Origin of the sequence: Clostridium sp. CAG:221 (assembly GCA_000435835.1) — a bacterium.
GTDB lineage: Bacteria > Bacillota > Clostridia > Clostridiales > Clostridiaceae > Clostridium.
Genome location: FR883421.1, coordinates 36,053 through 61,838 on the forward strand (window position 1 = coordinate 36,053; position 25,786 = coordinate 61,838).

General features: G+C 29.0%; 16 protein-coding genes. 12 read left to right on the plus strand and 4 right to left on the minus strand.

Annotated elements, in window-relative coordinates; genetic code table 11:
* Nucleotides 1-3 precede the first annotated feature (3 nt).
* Nucleotides 4-2,610: a tetratricopeptide repeat protein gene (locus Q5O44_RS12120; protein ID WP_022168693.1), complete on the plus strand. Its 2,607-nt coding sequence runs from the start codon at nt 4-6 to the stop codon at nt 2,608-2,610.
* A 59-nt stretch (nt 2,611-2,669) separates the two neighbouring features.
* Here the strand turns inward: Q5O44_RS12120 and Q5O44_RS12125 are convergent, their stop codons facing one another.
* Nucleotides 2,670-3,848 carry a cation diffusion facilitator family transporter gene (locus Q5O44_RS12125; RefSeq protein ID WP_022168694.1) on the minus strand — a complete coding sequence of 393 codons (1,179 nt, stop codon included), beginning with the start codon at nt 3,846-3,848 and terminating at the stop codon, nt 2,670-2,672.
* A gap of 162 nt (nt 3,849-4,010) precedes the next feature.
* Between Q5O44_RS12125 and Q5O44_RS12130 the strand changes: the two genes are divergently transcribed.
* On the plus strand, nt 4,011-5,306 hold the full coding sequence (locus tag Q5O44_RS12130; RefSeq protein ID WP_022168695.1) for a M18 family aminopeptidase: 1,296 nt from the start codon (nt 4,011-4,013) through the stop codon (nt 5,304-5,306).
* A gap of 55 nt (nt 5,307-5,361) precedes the next feature.
* Here Q5O44_RS12130 and Q5O44_RS12135 read toward each other — a convergent pair whose 3' ends face one another.
* On the minus strand, nt 5,362-5,817 hold the full coding sequence (locus Q5O44_RS12135) for a prepilin-type N-terminal cleavage/methylation domain-containing protein (protein WP_022168696.1): 456 nt from the start codon (nt 5,815-5,817) through the stop codon (nt 5,362-5,364).
* Nucleotides 5,818-6,085: 268 nt separating this feature from the next.
* On the opposite strand from Q5O44_RS12135, the gene Q5O44_RS12140 reads away from it, so the two are divergent.
* From Q5O44_RS12140 to Q5O44_RS12150, 3 genes are all read left to right on the plus strand, one after another.
* Nucleotides 6,086-6,376, plus strand: a complete 291-nt coding sequence (locus Q5O44_RS12140) for a hypothetical protein (RefSeq protein WP_302637988.1) — start codon at nt 6,086-6,088, stop codon at nt 6,374-6,376.
* A 585-nt stretch (nt 6,377-6,961) separates the two neighbouring features.
* Nucleotides 6,962-7,714 carry an IS1595 family transposase gene (locus Q5O44_RS12145; RefSeq protein ID WP_022168698.1) on the plus strand — a complete coding sequence of 251 codons (753 nt, stop codon included), beginning with the start codon at nt 6,962-6,964 and terminating at the stop codon, nt 7,712-7,714.
* 69 nt (nt 7,715-7,783) lie between these two features.
* The gene (locus Q5O44_RS12150) at nt 7,784-16,252 is read left to right on the plus strand and encodes a GH36-type glycosyl hydrolase domain-containing protein (protein ID WP_022168699.1); all 8,469 of its coding nucleotides are present in this window, start codon (nt 7,784-7,786) and stop codon (nt 16,250-16,252) included.
* 63 nt (nt 16,253-16,315) lie between these two features.
* Here the strand turns inward: Q5O44_RS12150 and Q5O44_RS12155 are convergent, their stop codons facing one another.
* Together Q5O44_RS12155 and Q5O44_RS12160 are read right to left on the minus strand one after the other, a co-directional pair.
* On the minus strand, nt 16,316-16,480 hold the full coding sequence (locus tag Q5O44_RS12155; RefSeq protein ID WP_022168700.1) for a hypothetical protein: 165 nt from the start codon (nt 16,478-16,480) through the stop codon (nt 16,316-16,318).
* 23 nt (nt 16,481-16,503) lie between these two features.
* Nucleotides 16,504-16,713 (minus strand): hypothetical protein, encoded by a 210-nt coding sequence (locus Q5O44_RS12160; protein WP_022168701.1) that lies wholly within the window; start codon nt 16,711-16,713, stop codon nt 16,504-16,506.
* Nucleotides 16,714-16,882: 169 nt separating this feature from the next.
* Here Q5O44_RS12160 and Q5O44_RS12165 point away from each other — a divergent pair, with 169 nt between their 5' ends.
* The 7 genes from Q5O44_RS12165 to Q5O44_RS12195 all read left to right on the plus strand — a co-directional run.
* Nucleotides 16,883-17,821: a type I phosphomannose isomerase catalytic subunit gene (locus Q5O44_RS12165; protein WP_302638014.1), complete on the plus strand. Its 939-nt coding sequence runs from the start codon at nt 16,883-16,885 to the stop codon at nt 17,819-17,821.
* Nucleotides 17,822-18,195: 374 nt separating this feature from the next.
* On the plus strand, nt 18,196-19,116 hold the full coding sequence (locus Q5O44_RS12170) for a CPBP family intramembrane glutamic endopeptidase (protein ID WP_022168703.1): 921 nt from the start codon (nt 18,196-18,198) through the stop codon (nt 19,114-19,116).
* A 208-nt stretch (nt 19,117-19,324) separates the two neighbouring features.
* The gene (locus Q5O44_RS12175) at nt 19,325-19,927 is read left to right on the plus strand and encodes an ATP-binding protein (RefSeq protein ID WP_022168704.1); all 603 of its coding nucleotides are present in this window, start codon (nt 19,325-19,327) and stop codon (nt 19,925-19,927) included.
* 312 nt (nt 19,928-20,239) lie between these two features.
* Nucleotides 20,240-20,683, plus strand: coding sequence for a MarR family winged helix-turn-helix transcriptional regulator (locus tag Q5O44_RS12180; RefSeq protein WP_022168705.1), 444 nt, complete (start codon nt 20,240-20,242; stop codon nt 20,681-20,683).
* A gap of 70 nt (nt 20,684-20,753) precedes the next feature.
* Nucleotides 20,754-22,487, plus strand: coding sequence for an ABC transporter ATP-binding protein (locus Q5O44_RS12185; RefSeq protein WP_022168706.1), 1,734 nt, complete (start codon nt 20,754-20,756; stop codon nt 22,485-22,487).
* A gap of 7 nt (nt 22,488-22,494) precedes the next feature.
* Nucleotides 22,495-24,387, plus strand: a complete 1,893-nt coding sequence (locus tag Q5O44_RS12190) for an ABC transporter ATP-binding protein (RefSeq protein WP_370545576.1) — start codon at nt 22,495-22,497, stop codon at nt 24,385-24,387.
* A gap of 190 nt (nt 24,388-24,577) precedes the next feature.
* Nucleotides 24,578-25,786, plus strand: a 1,209-nt coding sequence (locus tag Q5O44_RS12195; RefSeq protein ID WP_302637994.1) for a SpaA isopeptide-forming pilin-related protein, incomplete at its 3' end; no start/stop codon positions are given.

The following is a 25,786-nucleotide window of genomic DNA, read 5'->3' on the forward strand; positions in this document are numbered from 1 at the left end:
AATATGTCTAAGAAAACTGTATATAATTTTTTAGAGTTAGAATTTAAAAAATTATATGATGATATGAAGATTTTTATTGAAAATAAGGAACTAAGGAATGTATTTAATAATCATAAAAAATTATTAAAAGATATAGTTTATTATATTTATTTTAATAATGAAATTTATTATGAAAAGGGCTTAAGCATTTATGATAATATAAAGCTTTTAAGGGAAGCAAGGCTTGTAGATGAATATGTGGAAGAAATGTTACTTAAGGCATTAAAAAATGCTGAGCTATATGAAGAGAGAATTGATGCTAAAGAAGATTGTTTTTATGATGACATAGAGATAGAAAGATTGGCAGATGAAAACTTTGAGAAAATTTATGAACTAATAATTTGGCTTGTATTAACTTATGGACAGGAAAATTATCAGTTTTTAAAAGAAAATTTAAGTGATGAATATAAAGAAGTATTTGATAAGTATAGCAATGAAAAAAATGATGTTGAAAATTTAATAAATAGTATTAATAATTTTGAAGACGAAGATATAAAGATACGTGCAGCAGCTTTAGTAGAAGAAGGAGAAAAATATTATTTTGGTAAGGATGTGCCACAAGACTATAAAAAAGCTATGCGGTATTTCCTTAAGGCAGCAGAATGTGGAGATGAATATGGTGAGGCATATTTAGGATTATTTTATGAAAAAGGTTATTCTATAGAAAAAAATTATCTAGCAGCTTTTGGTTGGTACTATAAAGCAGCATTAAAAGGTAATGCTTTTTCACAAAATGCTTTAGGATTATTATATATCAATGGTAGAGGCGTTAAAAAAAATAATACTGCTGCTATGATATGGTTTCAAAAAAGTGCAGAAAATGAATATTCACCAGCCTTTTATCAGCTTGGAAGAATATACTACTTAGGATTAGGTGTAGATAAAAACTATGAGAAGGCTTTTTATTGGTATAAGAAGAGTGCTGAAATGGATTTAGGTGCAGCACAATATGCCATTTCATTTATGTATAAAAATGGTGAAGGGTGTGATAAGGATAATTTTAAGGCATATTACTGGATTGAAAGAGCTGCAGAAAATGGATATGAAGATGCTTATTATATAGTAGGAAAATCATATTTAGAAGGTATATGCTATGAGGTGGATTATGAAAAGGCCTTTAAATATTTAACCAAAGGATATGAAGCTTGTGATTTAAATTGTATTGAGTCATTGGCAGATATGTATTTGAAGGGCTTGTATGTAGAAAAGGATAAGAAAAAGGCTTTGGAACTGTATTCTATAAGCATTGATTATGGAAGTTTTCAGCTATATTTTAAAGTTGGAAAGATATATGAAGAAGAAAATTTAGTTGAACAAGCCATAAACTTTTATGAGCAAGGCCATGAATTGGGAGATTTAAGATGCACTCAAAAGTTAGGAGTAATTTATTATAATGGTGAAGGAGTCAGTCGTGATTTAAATAAAGCCATTGAATATATGGAAATTGCTGCAGAAAATAATGCTCCACATGCTATGTATGTTTTAGGTGTAGCATATTTAAGACTTAATAGATTTAAGGAAAAGACTGAAGAAATCGCCAAGGAACTTCTTTTAGGTGCATATGAATTGAAATCACCTTATGCTGCAGAATATTTAGCCTTTATTAGTCTTAATGAATTTAATGAAGGAAAAACTATAGATAAGCAAAAGCTCCTTGAATATATAAACTTTGGAGCTGAACATGGTCTTACAGAATCTATTTTTCAGTATGGATATATTTATGAAAAAGGTATAGCTGTAAGGAAGGATAATGAAAAGGCATATTATTATTATAGCTTATCAGCAGAAAGTGAATATATAAAGGCCATGAATAAGCTTGGTGAATGGCATTTAAGAGGTTATTTTGTTAAACAAGATATAGATTTAGCAATTAAGTGGTATGAAAAGAGTGCAGAAAAAAATGATATAGAGTCAATAGAAAAGCTCATAGAGATTTATGAAAAGGGTATTGGAGGAAAAGATGAAGAGATAAAAGCACTTTATTATGTGTTTAAGCTTATTGATGTTGATGCATTAAAAGGAAAGTGCAAGCTTGCTTACTATTGCTTTAAAGGGATTGGTATTGAATCTGATAGTAAAAAGGCTTATGAAATACTAAATGAAGTAGAAGAAATAGATAAAGGTACTGCCTATAATTTTAAAGGGTTATTAGGCTGTGAAGGGATTATAAAGTTTAATAAGGAAGAAATAGTACAGCTATTTTTAAGTGGAATAGAATGTGGTAATTCAGAATGCTATGGTAATTTAGCATACTATCTTTATAATAGTAATCTATATAAGGAACCTACTTATGAAGAGGCCTTTAAAACTTCTCTTGCAGGTAGGAAAATAGGAGTTACTAAGTGTAAATATATTTATTTAAAAAAGAAATTAGATGAAGTAATCAATGATAATGTAATATCATTGGAGGAAATTGCTTTAATAAATAAGTTAAAGGAATTAATAAATAATGGTTTTGTTTTAGCATTGCCAGCAGTTATTAATTGGTATGAAAAAAGAAATATGAAAGATAATATTGCCTATTTAAAATATAAACAACAGCAATATTTCTATAATTTAAAAGAGAATTGAAAAAAGAAGCTAGTATAAGTTTAAAGATTAAACTTATACCAGCTTTTTATTATGCTTATTTAATGAAGCTGTAGGTCAATAGTTACTATGCAATTATAAGTTGGATGTCCCGTCTTTACTGAGTTTTCTATGGACTCCTTTAAGTCATTAGATTGAAATTTATTAGTAAATTCATTGGAATCTACAACCACATCGAAGATAATATTTTTATGTCTTTCATCACCAATAACTCTAAAATCGTGATAAGACTTAACCATTGAGTATGATTTTAATACCTCTTCAATATATTTTCTTGTGGATGATATTTCATCTGTATCAACAGAGACAGGGTCCATATGCACCACCAAGTATACTCCAAGCTTTTCAGATATTTCCCTTTCAGCACGATCAATAATATTATGGATTGTCATAATATTTATATCAGCTGGAATTTCTGCATGAATTGAAGCCATAATCCTTCCTGGTCCGTAATTGTGAATTATTAAATCATGTACTCCAGAAATATGTTCATAAGATAAAACCATATCATTTATCTGCTGAACTAATTCAGCATCAGGTGCTTCACCTAGAAGAGGACTGATAGTTTCCTTTATCAAGCTGAAGCCTGAATAAATAATTATAATAGCAACTAAAACACCAATATATCCATCGATAGGGAAGCTAGTAAAGTTTGAAGCAAAGAAGGAAATCACAACAGTGGTAGAAGTAAATACATCGCCTAAAGCATCGGTTCCAGCAGCTTTAAGGGCTGATGAATTAATCTTGTTGCCTAAATCCTTATTAAACTTTGAAAGCCATATTTTAAATCCTATGGATATTAATAAAAGTATAAAAGGCACAATTTCAAATGTTACTGCTTCTGGATTTAATATTTTAGAAAAAGAAGTTTTCACAAATTGAAATCCTACCAGCATAACCATGAAGGAAACTACAAGAGCTGAAAGATACTCAATTCTTCCATGACCAAAAGGATGCTCGGCATCAGCAGGCTTATTGGCCATCTTAAATCCTATAATAGTTATTATAGATGAAGCTGCATCTGATAAGTTGTTAAATGCATCAGCAATGATAGCAATAGATCCTGCAAATAGTCCCACGAATAATTTAATAAGGAACAGTAATGTATTTATAATGATTCCTACTGTTCCACCTAAGTTTCCGTAGGCAATTCTAACTTTGTTATCATTAATATCATCATTGTTCTTAATAAATTTTTTGATTAGAAAATTTGATAACATAAATCACACTCCACTTTTAGATTTATTATTAATATAATATTAAACTACATTAAATGGTTAAAAAGTACAAGCTTTATTATAATTTCCTATATTGTGGAATAAATTAAAATGGTTTATATTATAAAGTATATCCAAGTAAATAAAAAAAGGGGTTCGAAATATATGGAAAGAAAACAAGCAAAAGATTTACTAGATTTTATATATGACAGTCCAACAGCATTTCATGCCGTAGAAACTGTTAAAAAGATCTTAGATGAAAATCGGTTTAAAGAAATTAAAGAAAGTGATAAGTGGGATTTAAAAAGTAGAGATAAATACTATGTGATAAAAAATGATTCTTCTATTATGGCTTTTGTAGTAGGTGATGAAAACATAGAAGAAACAGGATTAAGATTAATAGGAGCACATACAGATGCACCTGGCTTTAGAGTTAAACCAAATCCTCAAATGATATCAGAAGGAAAATATGTTAAGCTTAACACTGAAATGTATGGAGGTCCAATAATCAGTACTTGGTATGATAGACCTTTAGCTTTAGCTGGAAAGGTTGCTATAAAAGGAGTATCTCCATTAAAACCAGAAACAAGATTAGTTAATATAAATAAACCAATAATGATAATACCGAATATAGCTATTCATATGAATAGAGAAGTAAATGATGGTTATAAGTATAACAAGCAAGTTGATACATTACCATTATTAGGTTTAATCAATGAAAAATTAGAAAACAAAGATTACTTAATGGATATATTAGCAGCAGAGCTTAATGTAAATAAAGAAGATATATTACATTTCGAACTTATGCCATATGAATATGAAAAAGGATCATTAATAGGAATTAATGAAGAAATGATTTCTTCAGGAAGACTTGATGATTTATGGATGGTATATGCAGGTTTAGTAGCATTACTAGATAGCAGAGATAATTCAGCAACTAAAGTATTAGTATGTGTAGATAATGAAGAAATAGGAAGTTTAAGTGCTCAAGGTGCTAATTCAACATTATTAAATAACTTATTAGAAAGACTTACTATGGGACTTGGTAAGAGTAGAGAAGAGTATTACAGAGCATTATCAAACTCAATAATGATTTCTGCTGATTTAGCTCATGCTGTTCATCCAAACCTTGGAGATAAAGCAGATCCAACAAATAGACCTGTATTAGAAGGTGGTCCTGTGTTAAAGATAGCAGCATCAGGAAGCTATAGCACAGATAGCTTTAACGGAGCTGTATTTGCCGAAGTATGTAAGTCAGCTAACGTTCCATTCCAAAAGTTTGTTAATAGATCAGATTTAAGAGGAGGAACTACAATAGGTCCTGTTACAGCAGCAAACTTAACAATACCAGTAATAGATATGGGAGCACCACTTATTGGAATGCACTCAATAAGAGAACTGGCAACAGTAAAAGACAATGCGTACACAATAAAAGCATTTACTGAGTTCTTCTCGCTATAAGAATTTATAAAAAGGAATCCCTAGATTTTTGAGGGGTTCCTTTTTTTATATGAAATTATTCAGCAGAAGAAGTAGACGTAGGGAGTTCAGTTGGAGAACTAACCAACATATTATCATCACTTAATTTAAAAGTATATTTATCACTATCTATAGCTTTAAAGCAATCATCTACAGTAATATTACTAATATCAATATTCTTTAAATCTTTAGCAGTAATTAAATCTCCACCATAAGAGGAGATAAAAGATGAAACAGATTGATCTTTAGAAATATTGCTAGTAGTTTTAGCGTTAACTGATTCATAGGCAGTAACGACATTTTTTGCTTGATTAATTACAGCAACTTTCCTAGATTCCTTTATGTAGCCTGTAAAAGAAGGTGTTAAAGCAGCGGCTAATATGGCAATGATAGCAATAACCACTATAAGCTCAATTAAAGTAAAAGCAGACTTCTTTTTATTATGTTTAGTAGTCATTAGTTTTGGATCAAGATTTTTTTCAATATTAATCATAAATATGTATTCTCCTTATTTAACATATAAATTTAATTTGCTGTACAACATATTTCAAAGTATTACGTAAATTTTAAAAATTATACCTACGGACAAGATAAAAAAATTCCAAAACTTTCGACAAAGTTTTATTTAAAATCTGCTTTCAAAAATAATAATTTACATGTACATATCTGTTTTCAATAAATGTTGTTAAGATAACATTTTATAGTCATTATTAACATATTTTTTAAGTATATTTATATAAAGGAGTGTGAGTCAGATGTGTATGAGTGCAAGAGATTATAATTACAATAAGAAAGAAATATCAATAATTAGTCCTATTATGCCTTATAAGATAATCATGAGGATAAGTGAAAAAGAATATTCTTTTGAATGCTTTAATGGAAAAAATATTATTGTCACCCCACCAATGAACAATTATTACGATTTAAGTGAAGACTTTAGACGAAGTGAATTTGAATATAACATGACCAATAAGACAATTGACGATTTTATTACAACATGTGAAAAAATATATATGTATTATGTCTTAGATTTAAATATAAATATAATATAAGGATTAGGTTTATCGCCTAATATAACGGTCTGTTTTTATAAAATGTTGTTAAGCATCAATTGTTTAACAGCATTTTTTATATAGAGAAAATAGCTACAACATTAGATTTTATATTTAGATATCTCTATCTTTAAATTATTCCATACCTATATCAATTTAAACAACATTTTCTCAAAACAGAATTTTTCAGTTCAATATGCATAAACTAATAACTTTGTTATCAAAAACAACATTTTCAAGGAACAGAATTTTCAGTTTAATCTTTAAATATATTTAAGCTAAAAAAATTATAATCTACAGCAATATTTTCAAAGAACAGAAACACTCCAATAAATGAATTAGATAAAGCACGATCTTACTTATAATAACAACATTTTCTAATAACAGAAAAGCAGGAGCTGATTCAGTGAAAGTTTATAGTTTAAGAAATTCTAGCAACATTTATTAAAAACAGAAGCAGAGAGTTAAAAGGAGATATAAGAAGACAAGACCATAAGAAAAAATTTAAAAAATAATGAATAAATAATAAAAAGTTAGTCAAGAATTCAAAAGAACATAAGTTCTAACAAAGAGGAGTGATATTTTATGAATAGCATTATTGAATTAGAGAATGAAATAGAAATAAAGGAATGCCCATATTGCAAAAGTAATCATTTTATTAAATATGGCAAGTTTAATGGTATTCAAAGATATAAATGTAAAAATCATAATTGTTTAAGGACATTTTCTAATAGAACTGAATCACCTTGGAGATATTCTAAAAAAGGTATGGAGCATTGGCATAAATACATGAGGCTTATGGATTTAAATAGCAATTTAAGACAATGTGCAGATAAAGTTAATATCAGTCTCAGCACATCATTTTATTGGAGACATAAGATTTTAAAAGCCATACATAAAATAAATGAAGCTATAAGGCTAGATGGTAATGTGGAAATAATAAAGACCATGTTTAATGAAAATAATAAAGGGGTTAGGGTAAGGCAGAGAACTCATAAAGGAAAAATAGTAATAATGTCAGCACTAGATAATAACAATAAATCCTTTTCTCAGATTATAGGCAATGTTCCATGCGATCAAAGAGATGTAGAAAAGGTAATTAAAAATAAGATAAGTGATGATGCGCATATAGATGCTTATTTAGATAGAGGATTTTTAGCAGCAGCTAGAAAACATAATAAAGCCAATAAAGAGAGAAATACAATAACTAAAAGTAATAATATTATTACATATTATATGAAACAGCTTAATTGGATACATAGATTTAGAGGGATTTCAACAAAGTATATTAATAGATATTTAACTTGGTTTTCAGTAGGCTTTAATTATAAGAATTAATATCAAATAAAAGGGAATAATAACATCATTGCTTAGGTTTAACTATTTTTAACTTAGGAGGAAAAGGAAATGGAAAAAACAAGCCATGTTGAAAGTAGAAAGGTAATATATCAAGAATTAAAAGATGCCTTTAAAGGAATTTTAAATAATCATAAATATATTAATTCTTTATCAAAGAAGAGAGAAGAAATAATACCTTCAGCTGAATGGTTATTGGATAATATATATCTTATAGAAAAAGAATATAAAAATATTAAGTTTAATATTCCAAATGGCTATTTAGATAATATTGATATAACAACTTATGAAATGGCTAAGAAATATGTATATGAAAATTCATTGATAATAGATGAAGAAAGTATGGAGCGATATATAAGGAAAAGTAACATCAATTTAACCATGGGTGAATTATGGGCCTTTCCATTAATGGTAAGAGTAGCATTAATTATCTTATTGGCACAAGTCACTAACAATGTGGTGGTAATACAAAAGCAGAGAAATGCAGCTAAGAAATTAGCTTATGAATTTATTGATGCAGAAAATAATAATAATGTTAATGAATTTTTAAATAAATTATCAAAGAAATATACAGTAAAAAGAGAATATAAGAATATAGATGATAAGTATAATGGAGATGATATTTCATTACATGATGGGCTTTTTTCCATAGAATTTGTAGATAGGATTTTTACAATATTAAAGGATAATTCCATAGATAATAAGGATATATATGATTTTATTTTAGATAGAATGGAAAGAAAAACAGAGGATATAAGTCTTGATAAACTTATATTAAAGGAGAACTTAAGGCAAGGTACCATTGAAAATTCCATAGGAAGCATCATAAGTTCATTACGAAATATAGATGCAATAGATTGGAGGAAGTTCTTTGATAGGACTTCTGTAATAGAACAATTCTTAAAAAGGGATCCTGCAGAAGTATATGCTAATATGAGCTATTCCACTAAGGATAGCTATAGGCATAAGATTGAAGAAATATCTCGTAAGTTTGATTTAAGAGAAATTGATATTGTAAAAAAAGCATTATTTCTTGCTGCACGAGAAGAAATTCAAGAAAGTTATAAAACACATGTTGGCTATTATTTAGTAGATGAAGGTGTTTATGAATTATTAAGTCAATTAAAAGGAAAAGAAGTATGCCATGGTGAAATTAGTAGTAAGCAATATATAACTTATATTGCAATTGTAACTATAAGCATAAGTGCTATATTTATAGCTTTAAATATAGCATTAGGAGGAAAGAGAAATATACTTATGTTAATACTTCAAAGTATAATATTGCTCATTCCATCTAGTGAAATAAGTACTCTTATAGCTAATAGAAGTATAAGTAACGGTAAAAGTGTAAAAGTGGTGCCTGAAATGGACTTATCCTTAGGTGTTGGTGAAGAAAATAGAACTGTGGTAATAATTGCAGCCATAGCAAGTGGTAAAAAGAAGGTTAAAAAACTTATTGAGGATTTGGAGATATACTATTTAGCTAATAGAGATGACAATATATTTTTTGCTGTATTAGGTGATTTAAAAGATAGTGATAAGGAAAGTAATGAAGATGATAACGCTATAAATGAGTATGCTTTAAAAGAAATAAAAACACTTAATAAAAAGTATTTTAGAAATAGCAATGAGCATTTTTTCTTTTTCAATAGGAAAAGGCTATATAACGAAAAGGAAAAAGTATATATGGGTCGTGAGAGAAAAAGGGGAAAGATTGAAGAGTTCATTAATTTACTAAGAGATGATGTTAATACATATAACGTAATTAGCAGTGATATAAGTGAGTTAAAGAAATCAAAATATATAATAACTTTAGATGAAGACACTGTGTTACCAATGGGAGCTGCAAAAGAGCTCATAGGTAAGATGTGCCATATATTAAATTCACCAATAATAAAAGATGAAAGAGTTATTAGAGGATATGGTGTAATGCAGCCTAAAATAGGCATAAAGATGGATATAAAGCAAAGAAGTCAATTTGTTAATATTTTTGCAGATAAAGCTGGAATTGATGGTTATTCTACAGCTACTTTTGATCTCTACCAAGATGTATTTAATGAAGGAGTTTTTGTAGGAAAAGGTATATTAAATATAGATGTTTTTCACAATTTAGTTAATAAAGAAATTCCGGAAAATAGAATACTTTCCCATGATTTATTGGAAGGTGCTTTTGGTAGAACAGCATTAGTATCAGATATTGAAGTTATGGAAGGCTATCCATCTTCTTATGAAGCAAGTTGTCAAAGACTACATAGATGGGTAAGGGGCGATTGGCAAATTGCTTCTTGGATTAACTGTAAAAAAATATCATTATTATCAAGGTGGAAGATATTTGATAACTTAAGGAGAAGCTTATTAGCACCAAGTTTGCTTATAGCAATCTTATTAACGCCAATTATCTTTAAGATACAATGTCAAGTAATGGTGCTTATATATATTGCCTTATTATTACCGTTTATCTTTATAGTAGTAGATTTTGTAGTTACACCTAAAAATAAAATAAATGGTACCATAAAGAATTTAAAGCAGGTATTATTAATTTTCAGCTTTATACCTTATCAGTCATATATAATGATTAATGCCATAAGTAAAGCTTTGTATAGGCTTTTTATATCTAAGAAAAATCTTCTTCAATGGAAGACAGCAGAGCAAGTGGAAAATGAAGTTGAAAATTCACTTTCAGCTTATTATAAGAGAATGTGGATTTCACCATTGATGGCAGTTTTATTATTAATAATCACCATAACATATGGCAGAGGAATTATCCTTTTTAATCTAGTTCCTATAGCTTTATGGGCAATAGCTCCATTATTAGCATTTAAAATATCAATTATTTTACATGAAGATGAAGAAGAATTTACAGATGAAGAAGAAGCAGAGCTAAGAATTTTAAGCAGACGTATATGGAGTTATTATGAAGACTTCGTCAATAAACAAAATAATTATCTAGCGCCAGATAACTTTCAAGAAGTGCCATATAAAGGAGTGGCATTTAGAACATCTCCCACTAATATGGGGATGGCATTAATATCTAATATAATTGCTTATCACTTATCATATATAACATTAGGTGAAACTATAAAGCGTATAAAGGATTCATTGGATTCAATGGAAACCTTAGAAAAGTATAAGGGACATTATTTAAATTGGTATAATACCCTTACTAAAGCACCTTTATGGCCTAGATATGTATCAACTGTTGATTCAGGTAATCTTTTAGGATATCTATGGATAGTAAAAAAGGAAATTGAGGATATAAAGAATAAATCAATCATTAGAATTGATGAAGTAATAAGTTTAAATGATATATATGGAATTCTTGAAGAAGAGGGATATGCTTTAAAGACTGTAAAAAGTGATGATGTGAAAATAAGTAATTATAAATCCATATTAGAGGAACAATTATTACTGATAAATAAAAGTTTAGATGAGGTAATGTTAAACAAAGAAAATAATGAAGAAATAATATATTGGCTTAAAAAGCAAAGGAATAATATAGAAAATAAATTAGCTTTTTATAATTATACTTATGATGGAATAGAAAAACTGTTAGTCACTATAGGTAATGATAAAAGAGCTCTTTCTCTCAATGAGTTGATATCATTTTTAAAAGATTTAAAGAGCTCATCTGGTGATGAATATAGTGAAATATTAAATGGGAAGATAAATAAATTTATAGAAATTAAAAATACCATTAATGATTTAATTAAAAAGATAGATAAAATAATGAATGAAATGGACTTTAAACCATTATATAACGAAGATAGAGGACTTTTTTCCATTGGATATAACATAGAAGAACAATCATTGGGAAATTCATATTATGATTTATTAGCATCTGAATCAAGGGCAACTTCATTTATAGCAATAGCAAGAGGGATAGTGCCAAAGGAGCATTGGTATAAGTTAAGCAGAAATTTAACTAATGCATTTAATAGTAAGGCATTGGCATCTTGGAGTGGAACTATGTTTGAGTATTTTATGCCTTATCAGATAATGAAATGCTATAAGGATACTATTTGGAATTTAACTTATGATGGAGTTATAAATGCACAAATAAATTATGCAAAGGAAAAACATGTACCATGGGGAATATCTGAATCAGCTTATTATTTCTTTGATGTGGATAAGAACTATCAGTATAAGGCCTTTGGAGTTCCTGGAATAGGTTTAAAAAGAGGATTGGAAGATGAAGTAGTTATTTCACCATATTCTACAATTATGACTTTGCCATATATAAAGCACAAATCAATAGAAAACTTAAAGGCTATAAAGAATAAAAACACTTACGGCAGATATGGTTTTATAGAAGCTATAGATTATATAAAAGAAAATGTAGTAGATGGCTTTAGTGGTGAATATGTAAGATGCTATATGGTACATCATCTAGGGATGTCTTTTATGGCTTTAGATAATGCCTTAAATAATAAAATACTACAAAATATATTTCATAGTATTCCTGAAGTTAAGGCAACAGAATTATTGCTACAAGAAAAAGTACCTGAAAGAGTAACCTTTGAAAGATTAGTAGATCTTACAGCTAAGAAGGTATCAATGGAACATGAAAACTTCATACCAAGAATTATTGAAGGTAATGAATACGAAAATAAAGATGTATTGCTTTTATCAAATGGTAGTTATTCCACAATGATAAGTAGTTTAGGCACAGGATATTCTAAAAAAGAAAATATGATGATGTATAGATGGAAAGGTGAAAGTACAACAGATAATAATGGAATGTTCTTTTATATAAAGAATCTTAATTCCAATGAATTCTGGAGTGCAACCTATGAACCAACAAAGACCCCTTATGTGGAAGATATAGAATTTTATTTGGATAGAGCATGCTTTCATGGTGTAAATGCAAGTATTGATAGTAGATATGAAGTAACATTATCACCGGAAGATGATGTTGAAATAAGAAAGATTATATTAAAAAATATAGGAAACAAAGGTAGAAGTATAGAAATAACAAGCTATATGGAAGTAACATTAACATCATTTGAAGCAGATATGGTTCATCCTAGTTTTTCAAACTTATTTATAAGTACAGATTATGATGAAGATAGTAAGACATTATTAGCCAATAGAAGAGCAAGAGCCAAAGGAGATTCATCACCATGGATATTTCAAAGAGTTACATGTGAAGATGAGTTTGAAGGTGCAATAACTTATGAGACATCACGGTTGAATTTTATAGGAAGAAACAGAAACTTAAGATTTCCTAAGGTAATGGATGACGATGCTCCATTAATTAATACTGTAGGAACAGTACTAGATCCAATATTATCTTTAAGATGTTCATTGAGAATTGAACCAGGTGAAGAAAAAGCAGTATACTTTGTTACTGGTTATGGAGGAAGTAAAAAAGATGTTCTTTTATTAAGTGAAAAATACTCAAAAGTTAAATATATTCAAAGGTGTAGAGGTGAATTTACCCATTATACTGCTTTAGAGATAAAATATATAGGCATAAAGTCATTACAAGCTAATTTATATCAAAGTTTTAGCAACCTTATCTTATACTTAAATGAAGAAAGAAAAGATAGGGAAGAATATATCAAAAATATACACCATAGCCAAGAGGATTTATGGCCCTTTGGCATTTCAGGAGATTTACCAATAGTGCTTTTGGTCATAGATAAAGATGAGGATATGAATATATTACGACAAGTGGTTAATATGCACTATTATTGGAAGGTGCTTGGACTTAAAAGTGATTTAATTATTTATAATGAAGAGGCAAGTTCTTATGAAGAGCCTTTACAAAAATCTATTATTACATATTTAAAAAATTCTTTACAAAAAGACAATCTAAATAAAAATGGTGGGGTATTCATTCATAATAAATCTACAATGAATGAGGATATACTTAACTTTTTAAAGGGAATAGCATCACTATATATTAATAGTAATAATGGTGCTCTTATGGAGCAATTCTCTAATAATATTAATGATAGAAGAAAAAATTATATAAGACATAAGGAACTAATGGATGAAGAAATTTCCTTTTATAAAAATAAAGATAAAAAATATATAAAAAATTTAAATAGCATGAATAATTTCAAGTATAATATGGGAAAAACATTAATAGGAGATGATGTTACTGAAGAAGATTTATACTTCTTTAATGGATATGGAGGTTTTGATAATAATTCCATGAGCTATAAGATTAAGCTAAAGAATTTTCTTACCACTCCAGCTCCATGGATTAACGTCATTTCCAACGAGGATTTTGGGTTCCATGTTTCCGAGAGTGGTTCAGCTTATACTTGGTGTAAAAACAGCAGAGAAAACAAGCTAACTTCTTGGAGTAATGATTGGGTTGTAGATCCTTTGAGTGAAGCTTTATATATAAGAGATGATGGTGCAGGAAAGTATTTCAGTATCACACCAGAACCTGTTAGAGATGAAGATGAATATGATATTGAGCATGGCTTCGGATATTCTATTTTCAAACATACTGCAAATAATATAACGGGTCAACTTAAAATGTTCTGCCCTAAAAATAAGAAATTAAAGCTATGTAAAGTACTTCTTGAGAACAAATCATCGGAGGGTAAAGGACTGACTCTATTTTACTACAGCTCAATGGTACTTGGAGTTTATAGCTATAAAAGTACCAAATATATTAGCACTGATATAGAAGAAAACTTCATTTATGCCCAAAATCCTTTTAATAAGTATTTTTATAAAGATAAAACCTATTTAACTATTTTAGGTGGTGAAGGTCTAACATTTACTGGTGATAAAAATGAGTTTATTGGAAAGGGAAGAGATTTAAGTACTCCTAAAGCTTTAAGTAATGACAATTTATCTAATACATGTGGAGGAATTTATGACCCTTGTCTAGCTGCATGTACAAAAGTATATTTAGAGCCAGGTGAGCAAAAGAGCTTGATAATAATGTTAGGATGTGAGGAAGAATTAAGCACTGTTAAAGGCTTTATAAATTACTATAGCGATATTAATAAATGCGATGAAGAGCTTAATAATGTTAAAAAGTATTGGAATGATTTTTTAGGTAAAGTAAAAGTTAAAACTCCAGATTCATCCATGAATTATTTATTAAATGGATGGCTTATTTATCAAACTTTAAGTTGTAGATATTTAGCAAGAACAGCTTTTTATCAAAGTGGTGGAGCATATGGCTTTAGAGATCAGCTTCAAGACTCTATGTCATTAGGAATTTTAGATTCAGAAATTACTAGAAAACAAATACTAAGAAGTGCCAGCAGGCAGTATAAGGAAGGCGATGTCCAACATTGGTGGCATCCAGTAATAATGAGTGGTATAAGAACTAAATTCAGTGATGATTTATTATGGCTTCCTTATGTGACTATTGATTACATAAAATCCACTGGAGATTATTCCATCTTAAATGAAAAAGTGCCATACCTTGAAGATGAACCTTTAAGAGAAGGTGAAGATGAAAGGTATACTATAGTTAATAGTAGTAATAGTGAGGGAACAATTTATCAGCATTGCATTAAAGCAATTGATAGGGCATTAAAATTCGGAGAAAACAATTTACCTCTAATGGGTAGTGGTGATTGGAATGATGGAATGAATACCGTAGGAAATGGCGGAAAAGGTGAAAGTGTATGGTTGGCTTATTTCTTATATAAGATTCTAGATGATTTTATCTTGTTGTGTGAATATGTAAAGGATGATAAAAAAAGTATAGAATATGGCAAGTATAAAGAGTTTATTCAAGAAAACATTGAAAAGAATGCTTGGGATGGAGGCTGGTATAAAAGAGCCTTTTTTGATGATGGCACCGCTTTAGGTAGTAGAGAAAATGATGAATGTAAAATTGATTCATTACCACAAAGCTGGTCTGTTATTTCTGGAGCCGCTAAAAAAAGCAGAGCATTAGAAGCTATGAGGTCAGTTGATAGGTATTTATTAAATGAAGAAAAGGGTATTATTTTACTGTTAGCACCTCCATTTAATAATAGTAAACTGGAACCAGGATATATAAAAGGATATGTTCCAGGTGTGAGAGAAAATGGTGGTCAATATACCCATGCAGCTACTTGGGTTATACTTGCATGGACATTACTTGGCGATGGAAATAAAGCATGGAAATATTATAATATGATTAATCCTATTAATCATTCTAGTAATAAAATTAGTGCTAATAATTATAAAATTGAACCTTATGTAATGGCAGCAGATATATACTTAAGAGAGCCACATGGAGGAAGAGGGGGATGGAGTTGGTATACTGGCGCTTCTGGATGGATGTATAAAGTAGGATTAGAAAATATTCTAGGATTAAAAAGAATTCAAAATAAAGGATATAAAATTACACCATGTGTACCTGATTCATGGAATGAATATGAAATAAATATAAAAGATGATGTTGGCGAATATCATATTGTTGTTAAAAGAAAAAATAATAATATTGAAAATAAAGATAGAAGTAAAATAGAAATTATATTAAATAATAATTTGTTAGATGATGATATAATTCCAAAAACTCCTGGTAAAAATGAAATAAAAGTTTTCTTTTAAGAAAGACCACTAATTATTTAGTGGCCTTTTTCTTATGGAAGGTAAAATATTTCTTTATAATACTTAATATTTATTATTTTGTTTAGATTCTCTTTCTATTTTTTCTAAGTCAGTAAATTTATAATCACTTAGTGGTGTATTTCTACTGGTTTGTGGTACAGCATAAGTTTCATTATTAGAATTAAATACACCATCAGTTCTATGTTGCTTTTTATTATTTTTACTCATAACAGTCTCCTTTCAACTATTGCCTATTCTAGTTCATCATCATAATCATCTAACATAGGGCTATTAGTATAATCAAATTCCATGTATGAAATATTATTTGCTACGATAGGATCTTCCACTGGATTAGGCAAAATAGTATCTATTCCTTCAGGAGATTTACTTATTAAGCTTTCCTTAGAAGGTTCATACCAACTTCTTAAATGAGGTAAATAAGGTTTGTTTTTTTCTGTCATAAAATTAATCACCCTTTCAATTATTGATAATATTATTAGTATTTGGAGTGAAGAAAAATATATACTTTATAAAAAGTAGTAATAAATGTAATAATACTTTAATGTCATAAATAGCAAGGCATTAGTATATTTTAATTTTGAAAGGATATATATTGAGAGGTGTATAAATATTTACCCAATAAAATTTAAAAATTTATATTATGAAAAAATATGGGGCGGAAGAGATTTTACAGCCTTTAGAGATAATCTTCCACAAGGAAATATTGGAGAGAGCTGGGATATAGCTTGTCATAAAAATGGCATCAGTATTGTTGAAAACGGTGAATTTAAAGGTAGAAGATTTGATGAAATAATTAATGAATATGGACATGCTATTATAGGCAGTAAAATCAGTGAAGAGAGATTTCCTTTATTAGTTAAGCTTATTAATTCAAGAGAAAATCTATCAGTTCAAGTACATCCTGATGATAAATATGCGCTAGAAAATGAAAATGATTATGGAAAGACAGAAGTTTGGTATGTTATTGATGCAAAGCCTGGAGCTAAACTTGTAGCAGGCACTAAACCTTGTAATAAAGAAAGATTTTACAAGGCTGTGATGGAAAATAAATGTGAGGAACTTTTAAATTATATAGAGGTGAAAAAAGGCGATGTTTTCTTAATTAATAGTGGAATGATACATGCCATTGGTAGTGGAATGATAATTTTGGAAATACAGCAAAACAGTGATATTACTTATAGAGTTTATGATTATGGTAGGCCAAGAAAACTCCATATAGCAAAGGCCATGGATGTTATAAATTTTTCATTACAAGCAGAAAATTTAAGTAATACTAGATTTACGAATTGTAACGGTTATAGTATATCAAAACTATGTGAAAATAAGTATTTTGCTGCTGTTAAAATTAAAGTAGAAAGTGAATATAAAGATATTGGTGAAAAAGAAAGATTTCACATTATTACTTGTGTGGAAGGAAAGGGCATTATAATTGGAAATGGTGTAGTAAGTGAAATAAAATGTGGAGATAGCTTTTTTATTCCAGCCAATTTAGAGGAATATAAGATACAGGGGAATATGTCTGTGCTTAAAAGTTATGTTGTTATATAGAAAATATTAACGGATAAATGAAAATCTTCATAGTATAGAGATATATAAAAGGTGTAATAAAGTGCAGGTGCTATAAAATGAAGATAAAAGATAAACTTATCATAATAATTGCAATTATAGCAGTTATTATATTATGCATATTGTATCCTTAAGTTATTGTAATAGCAGTGGAGTCATTATTAAAGAAATAATATTAAATATAAATGTAAAGTAATAAAAGGTAGTATATGAGTTCTGATTAAGAAATATGTTAAAAGCTTTTAATATATTTCTTATTTTTTATTAGGAGATTATCATTGGTTATTATATACAGTAAATGGTAATAATTAAAATGCAATACAAATATATTTATAAAGAAATAAGGGGTGAATAAAATGAATTTGGAGTTAAAAACAAATGTAAGTGTTAAAAGTGTATTTAGTAGAGTTGGATTAGCGGCAGCTGTACTTGGTGTTGTGGTTAATTTGGCTCAAATGATTATAATTACAATATTTAATAAAGTGAATCCTGTATTTGAAACTAATGGTTGGTTTAGATATTTACTTATAGCGGTAAGTTTTTACTTAATAGGATTTCCTATATGCTGTTTAATACTTAAAAGTATTCCAGATGGACAGAAGAGAGAGGAAGAAAATTTAACCTTTGGTGGCTTTATTAAGTTCTTTTTAATTTCATATTTTATAATGGTATTATTAAATTTATTTACTACGGGATTTCTATGGATAGTAGGAAATTTTAAAGAAGCAGATGTGGTAAACCCATTAGAAAGTGTTCTTTCTAATAGCAGTATTTGGGCTACCATAATTTTTGCTGGAATATTATCACCAATAATTGAAGAAGTTCTATTTAGAGGGGTAATGCTTAATAAGCTTAGGACTTATGGAGATAAAATAGCAATAATAACTACTGCTTTATTATTTGGTTTGTTCCATGAGAATTTTTCACAGTTTTTTTATGCTGTAGGCCTTGGAATGATATTTGCTTATGTTACTTTAAAGACAGGAACAATTAAATATTCCATTGGACTTCATATTATGATTAATATGATGGGAAGCGTCATAGGTACACAAGTGCTTAATAGTACTATTGCTACAATGATTTTTGGTATAGTAGTATGGGTATTTGTAATAGCTGGATTAATTTTATTTATTAAAGATTTTAAAAAGACATCGCTACTGCCTGGTGAAGTGACCATTGAAAAAGGTCATATATTAAGTGAAACTTGGTTAAATGTAGGTATGATAATAAATCTTATAATAAGTTTAGCGTTAATGATTTATGTACTAATTGCGTAAGGGTATTTTTAAATAAATCTTAAAAGTAAGTGAGGCTGAATTTAACAGACCTCACTTATCTTATATGGAATTTTTCAATAATTTAACTAGGAAAAATCTTTAAATTTTAAATCACTTGAAAAAATATATAAAAAATGATACAATAAAAACTCCTTTGAAAGTACGAATGAAAAGTAGATATTTAATAGAAATATTTGGAGGGTTACCAATGCCGACAAGAATTGCAATTCTAGGGGGACCTAGATGTGGTAAGACAACTTTAATACAACAATTATATGTAGATTTAAAAATTAGAGATTTAGATGTAGGTGTTGCTACAGAGTATAGTACAGATTACTTAAGAGATAAAGGTATGATAGAAAGTATTTCTGAGCAATATGGAATATATTTAGGACAATTACATTTAGAAAAGAGTTTAGATTGTCACCAATACGCTATTACAGATTATGCAACTTTCGTTCCATATATATATGGAAGATTAATGCTTGGAGATAAGAAAAGAAGCAAAAAAGAAATCGAAATTTTAAATGACTTATATAGTTTAGCAATAAGAGATTTACCTCAATATGATTACATATTCTTTGTACCAAGAGAATTTGGTTATAAGAAAGATGGAGTTAGATGGCAAGATGAAGAAGTTGCTAAGGCAGTAGATAAAGCTATCTTAGGATTCTTAGATGCTGAAAATGTTAAGTATTCAGTAATTACTGGTTCAACTAAAGAAAGATCTGAAGCTATCATGAAAATAGTTGGAATCAACAATCCAGTTGTTCAGCCAGTAAAGAGTGAAGAAGTTAAAAACGCTAAGTAATATTTTAAAATATTATAAATACATATATTATAAGGGAAGTAGGTTTAGCTTGATAAATGGACAGGCTACTCCTACTTTATTTTAATGAAGAATTAAGAATGAAGAATGCAGAATGAATGATGGAACTCCTTAGGGAGTTCCTTTAATTTTATTTATTTTTTAAGAAAATCCCTTAGGATTTTCCTCCACAATTCATAACTCATAATTCATAATTCATAATTAATTTAATATTGTGCTTAAGTTTTTATTGTGTTTAAGTTTTTATTGTTATATAATACATAGTATGCTATGTAATCTGCAGGAGGAAAAGTGATGAAAAAATTTGGGCCAGATGCTCATGTGGGGCTTTTAGTTAAGTTTCTTAATAATGCTATAACTAATGAAGTTAATAGGAATCTTATGAAGTTTAATTTAACAGCAGCACAGCATGAAGTATTAGTATATGTTTTTAAAAATGAAAATAAGAGAGATATATTTCAAAAAGATGTTGAGAAGCATTTAAAGCTGACTAATCCTACTGTTACAGGCATAATAAAGAGATTAGAAGAAAAAAATATGATAGTAAGATGTGCAAATGCTGGAGATGCTAGGTGCAAGTGTTTACATGTTACAGAAGAAGCACATAATGTATTACATAAATGTTTTCATCAAGGTATACTTAGTGTTGAAGCAAAGATTATAAAGAATATGACTGAAGAAGAGCAAGTAATACTGAAAGGACTATTATATAGAGCATTGAAAAATTTAGAGGAGTAATCCTCTTTAATTTTAATATTATACATAGCTAACTATGTACTTACAGAATTTATTTAAAGAGGTGAAGAAAATGATAAAGAAGTTATCCCCTTATATGAAAAAATATAAGAAGTATTTATTTTTAGGGGTTGCCTGCGCTGCTTTAGAAGTTATCTTTGAGCTTTTAATACCATTAGTAATGGCTAAAATAGTAGACGTAGGAATAGCAGCAGGTGATACTGCCTATACCATTAAAATGGGATTATTAATGGTTTGTATGGCAATGATATCATTAAGCTTTGGTCTTTCATTATCAAAATTTGCAGCCATAGCAGGGCAAGGTTTTGGAGCAGAGCTTAGAGAAGCTGAATATATTAAGATTCAAAGCTATTCATTTAAAAATATTGAAAAATTCAGCACTTCATCATTGATTACTCGTTTAACTACGGATATAACAATGATACAAAACTCAATGACAATGGGAATAAAATTATTAGTTAGAGCACCTATGATGCTTATATGTGCATGTGTTTTAGCAATAACAATAAGTCCTAAGCTAGCAATGATATTCTTAGTATCAATTCCTGTCTTAGTAATATCCATAGGACTTATAATTAAGGCTGTTAAACCAAGATTTGATATTATGCAAAAGAAAATTGATAATATCAATACAGTAGTACAGGAAAACTTAATTGGTATAAGAGTAGTTAAGTCATTCGTTAGACAAGCTAAGGAAAAAGAAAAGTTTAAAGCTAGTAATGATGATTTAGTAAATGCATCTACAAGAGCTTTTGGACTAGTTGTTTTAAATATGCCAATCATGCAGTTTGTTGTATTCTCAAGTGTAATAGGAATACTATGGTTTGGTGGAAATATGGTTTATGCAGGAACATTAACTGTTGGTAAGTTAACAAGTTTCATGACATATTCATTCCAAATTCTAATGGCTCTAATGATGATTTCTATGGTTCTTATGATGATATCAAGATCAGTAGCATCTGCTTCACGTATTTTAGAAGTATTAGAAGAAGAACCAGATATAGTTGATCCAGCTAATGCAGTTATGGAAGTTAAAGATGGAGAAATTGAATTTAGAAATGTTAACTTCAAATATGAAGATGATAGTGAAGAAAACAATCTTGAAAATATCAACATAAAAATTAAAGCTGGGGAAACAGTAGGTATTATTGGAAGCACAGGTTCTGGTAAGACAAGCTTAGTGCAGCTTATACCAAGATTGTATGATGCAACTAATGGTGAAGTATTTGTTGGTGGTAGAAATGTTAAAGAATATAACATAGAAGCATTAAGAAACTCTGTTGCCATGGTACTGCAAAAGAATACACTATTTAGTGGAACAATTGCTGAAAATTTAAGATGGGGTAATGCTGAAGCAACAGAAGCACAAATTGAAGCAGCAGCATCATCATCTTGTGTTGATGAATTTATAGATAGATTACCAGGAAGATATGATATGCATATTGAGCAAGGCGGAGTAAATGTTTCTGGAGGTCAAAAACAAAGACTTTGTATAGCTAGAGCTATTCTTAAGGAACCAAAGGTAATTATCCTTGATGATAGTACAAGTGCCGTAGATACTGCAACAGATGCTAAGATTAGAAAAGCCTTTGCTGAAGACTTAAAAAATACTACTAAGATAATAATTGCTCAAAGAGTTAATTCAGTTTGTGAAGCTGACAAGATCATTGTAATGGATGACGGAAAAATCAATGATATTGGTACGCATGATGAATTAATGGAAAGATGCGAAATTTATAAAGATGTATACAAATCTCAACAGGAAGGGGTGGGGTTACGTGAGTAAGGATAAAATGCCTCCAATGGGAAAAGGTCCAGGTGGAAAGAAAATGCCAAGTGGTGGACCTAAGCCTAAGAATATGAAAAAGACATTAGGTACTTTATTAAGATACCTTGGTAAATATAAAGTATTTTTAGCTATAGTATTAGTGCTTGTAGTATTTAACTCATTTGCTATGGTAGCAGGTTCATATTTCTTAAAGCCGTTAGTTAATAATTATATACTTCCAGGAGATTTTGCTGGACTTGCAAAGATGCTTATGGTACTGGGAAGTATATTCTTAGCTGGAGCTCTTTCAGCTTATGGTTATGCAAGAATTATGGTACATGTTTCTCAAAATACCATTAGAGATATAAGAAGAGATTTATTTAATAAAATGCAAGATCTTCCTATTAAGTATTTTGACAGAAATACTCATGGTGATTTAATGAGTCTTTACACAAATGATATTGATAATATTGGTGAAGCCTTAAATAACAGTGTTGCTAATATTATGTCATCATCACTTTCATTTATTGGTATGATTGTTATGATGGTTGTATTAAGCCCAGTATTAAGTTTAATAACAGTATCATTCTTAGCATTGATGATATTTATAATTAAAAATATAGGTTCTAAGAGTAAATATTACTTTGGAATGCAACAAAAAAATATGGGTAAGTTAAATGGCTATATTGAAGAAATGATTGAAGGGCAAAAAGTTATCAAGGTATTCTGCCATGAAGATAAAGCCATCGAAGATTTCAAAAAGCATAATGAAGACTTAAGAAAAGCATCTACAGGAGCACAAACTTTTGCAGGATATATGATGCCTATGCTTGGTAATATGTCTCATATGAATTATGCCGTTACATGCTGTATTGGTGGTTTATTAACTATTGCAGGAAGATTTGACTTAGGTTCATTAGTATCATTCCTTCAATATACAAAGCAAGTATCAAATCCAATAGCTCAAGTTTCACAACAAGTAAATATGATATTAGCTGCCCTAGCTGGTGCTGAAAGAATATTTACAGCTCTTGATGAAGAAGTGGAAGTTGATAATGGACAAGTTACTCTTGCTAGAGTTGAAATAGTAGCAGATAACACATTAAAAGAAACTACAAAGAATACAGGACACTGGGCTTGGAAGTTACAAGATGGAAGTCTTAAATTACTTACTGGTGATGTTAGATTTAAGGATGTTATCTTTGGATATAATGAAGAAAAAATAGTATTAAAAGATATTAATCTTTTTGCTAAGCCAGGTCAAAAGATTGCTTTTGTTGGTTCAACAGGAGCAGGTAAAACAACAATAACAAACTTAATAAATAGATTCTACGAAATCAACAGTGGTAAAATCACTTATGATGGAATAGATATTAAGGATATAAAGAAGGAAGATTTAAGAAAGTCTTTAGGGGTAATATTACAAGATACTCACCTATTTACAGGTACAATAGCTGATAATATCAGATATGGTAATTTAGATGCAACAGATGAAGAAGTAATTGCGGCAGCTAAGCTTGCCAATGCTCATTCATTCATCAAGCATTTACCACATGGATATGACACAGTATTAACTGGTGATGGAGAAGGATTATCTCAAGGTCAAAGACAATTATTAAATATTGCTAGAGCAGCAGTAGCAAATCCACCAGTACTTATTATGGATGAAGCTACTAGCTCAATTGATACAAGAACAGAAAAGCTTATTGCAGAAGGTATGGATAAGCTAATGGAAGGCAGAACTGTATTTGTTATAGCACACAGACTTTCAACTATTAAAAATTCTCAAGCAATAATGGTACTTGAACAAGGCCAAATTATTGAAAGAGGAAATCATGATGAGCTTCTTGAAGTTGGTGGAAGATATTATCAACTTTACACAGGTAAAGCACAATTAGATGCCGAGGAAGCAATATAAATAATGAAAAGAGGAAAACTCCTATTAATTAGGGGTTTTCCTTTTTTATGGTTAAATATAAAAAATTAACAAATAAATCTATCATTATTAGCAAATAAGAATTATAATAAATATGTAATTGGTATATATTGGGGTTATATATATATATTTAATTTAATGTAAAAATTTATAAGTTATTTAGGAGGGAATTGTGAGAAAAGAAGGGAAGAAAAATAAAAATAAAATAGTATATAAGATACTATCGATTATTGCTGTATTTTTAATGATAATGGGGATAAATATACATTCTATAAGTGCAGCTGAAAATGAAAGTTATGATTATAAGTATGTAGATAATTATGAGTTTGGGGATAGTAAAAAAGCTGTAATTTTTAAATTAAAAGATGAAAGTGGTGAAATTTACTATGCTTATTGCGTAGATAAAGATACACGTATACAAAAAAATCATGATTACTCTAGAGTTAATGTGGAAGATTCAGATTACTATAGTGAAAGTGATGCAAAACAAATAAGGGCTATAGTAAGAAATGCATATCCATTTCAAAGCTTAGAGTATATGCAAGAAACATTTAATATTCCAACATTAACAAAAGGAGAAGCCATTGATGCAATTCAATTTGCTATATGGAATTATGCCAATTCATATCAAGGTGATTTAGTAAATGGAAGCAATGAAAATGTGAAAAACTTATATAATCAATTAATAAGCCTTCCTGCAGCTGAACAAATCACAACAATAGCTGAAATTAATTTTTTAGAACCATCAGCTATATTTAATGGGGAAAGCTATGATGTTGATTTTGCATATAAAGTAACAGGTAAAAATGTTGATGGAACTACAGTAAGTGGTGATTATTCATTTGAAGGGGATTTAGTAGTACAATATGGAGCTACAATAGAAGAAGCTGGTGTAGATGAAAATGGGTATACTCATATTATAGTTAAGAATTTACCTAGTAAAACAACAGTAAATTTAACAGTTAACGCTACTCAAGATTTAGGAAGAGATGTTTATTTTTATGATCCAGAAGGAGGAAGAAATGCATCTCAAAGTTTAATTGGTATACATGAAGGTAATACTAATATATCAAAATCCATTAGCTTTACTACAGAAGCAGTATCAGAAATAGTTATTAAAAAGGTTGATTCTGATAATAATGAAAAACTTCTGCAAGGGGCAGAGTTTACTATAACTTCAATAGACAAAGGATATACAGTAACAGTTGTTACTGATGAAAATGGACTTGCATTAGTAAAGCTTCCATTAGGGAAATATACTATTACTGAAACTAAAGCTCCAGAAGGGTATGCAATTATAGAAGAAGTAAAAACTATTGATGTTACAGGTGAAGTAACTGAAGCTACTGTATTTGTCTTTGAAAATAAAAAAATAATACAA

Coding starts and splice junctions, on each gene's coding strand:
- Q5O44_RS12120 (WP_022168693.1), top strand. CDS start 4: ATGTCTAAGAAAACTGTATATAATTTTTTAGAGTTAGAATTTAAAAAA.
- Q5O44_RS12125 (WP_022168694.1), bottom strand. CDS start 3,848: ATGTTATCAAATTTTCTAATCAAAAAATTTATTAAGAACAATGATGAT.
- Q5O44_RS12130 (WP_022168695.1), top strand. CDS start 4,011: ATGGAAAGAAAACAAGCAAAAGATTTACTAGATTTTATATATGACAGT.
- Q5O44_RS12135 (WP_022168696.1), bottom strand. CDS start 5,817: ATGATTAATATTGAAAAAAATCTTGATCCAAAACTAATGACTACTAAA.
- Q5O44_RS12140 (WP_302637988.1), top strand. CDS start 6,086: ATGAGTGCAAGAGATTATAATTACAATAAGAAAGAAATATCAATAATT.
- Q5O44_RS12145 (WP_022168698.1), top strand. CDS start 6,962: ATGAATAGCATTATTGAATTAGAGAATGAAATAGAAATAAAGGAATGC.
- Q5O44_RS12150 (WP_022168699.1), top strand. CDS start 7,784: ATGGAAAAAACAAGCCATGTTGAAAGTAGAAAGGTAATATATCAAGAA.
- Q5O44_RS12155 (WP_022168700.1), bottom strand. CDS start 16,480: ATGAGTAAAAATAATAAAAAGCAACATAGAACTGATGGTGTATTTAAT.
- Q5O44_RS12160 (WP_022168701.1), bottom strand. CDS start 16,713: ATGACAGAAAAAAACAAACCTTATTTACCTCATTTAAGAAGTTGGTAT.
- Q5O44_RS12170 (WP_022168703.1), top strand. CDS start 18,196: ATGAATTTGGAGTTAAAAACAAATGTAAGTGTTAAAAGTGTATTTAGT.
- Q5O44_RS12175 (WP_022168704.1), top strand. CDS start 19,325: ATGCCGACAAGAATTGCAATTCTAGGGGGACCTAGATGTGGTAAGACA.
- Q5O44_RS12180 (WP_022168705.1), top strand. CDS start 20,240: ATGAAAAAATTTGGGCCAGATGCTCATGTGGGGCTTTTAGTTAAGTTT.
- Q5O44_RS12185 (WP_022168706.1), top strand. CDS start 20,754: ATGATAAAGAAGTTATCCCCTTATATGAAAAAATATAAGAAGTATTTA.
- Q5O44_RS12190 (WP_370545576.1), top strand. CDS start 22,495: ATGCCTCCAATGGGAAAAGGTCCAGGTGGAAAGAAAATGCCAAGTGGT.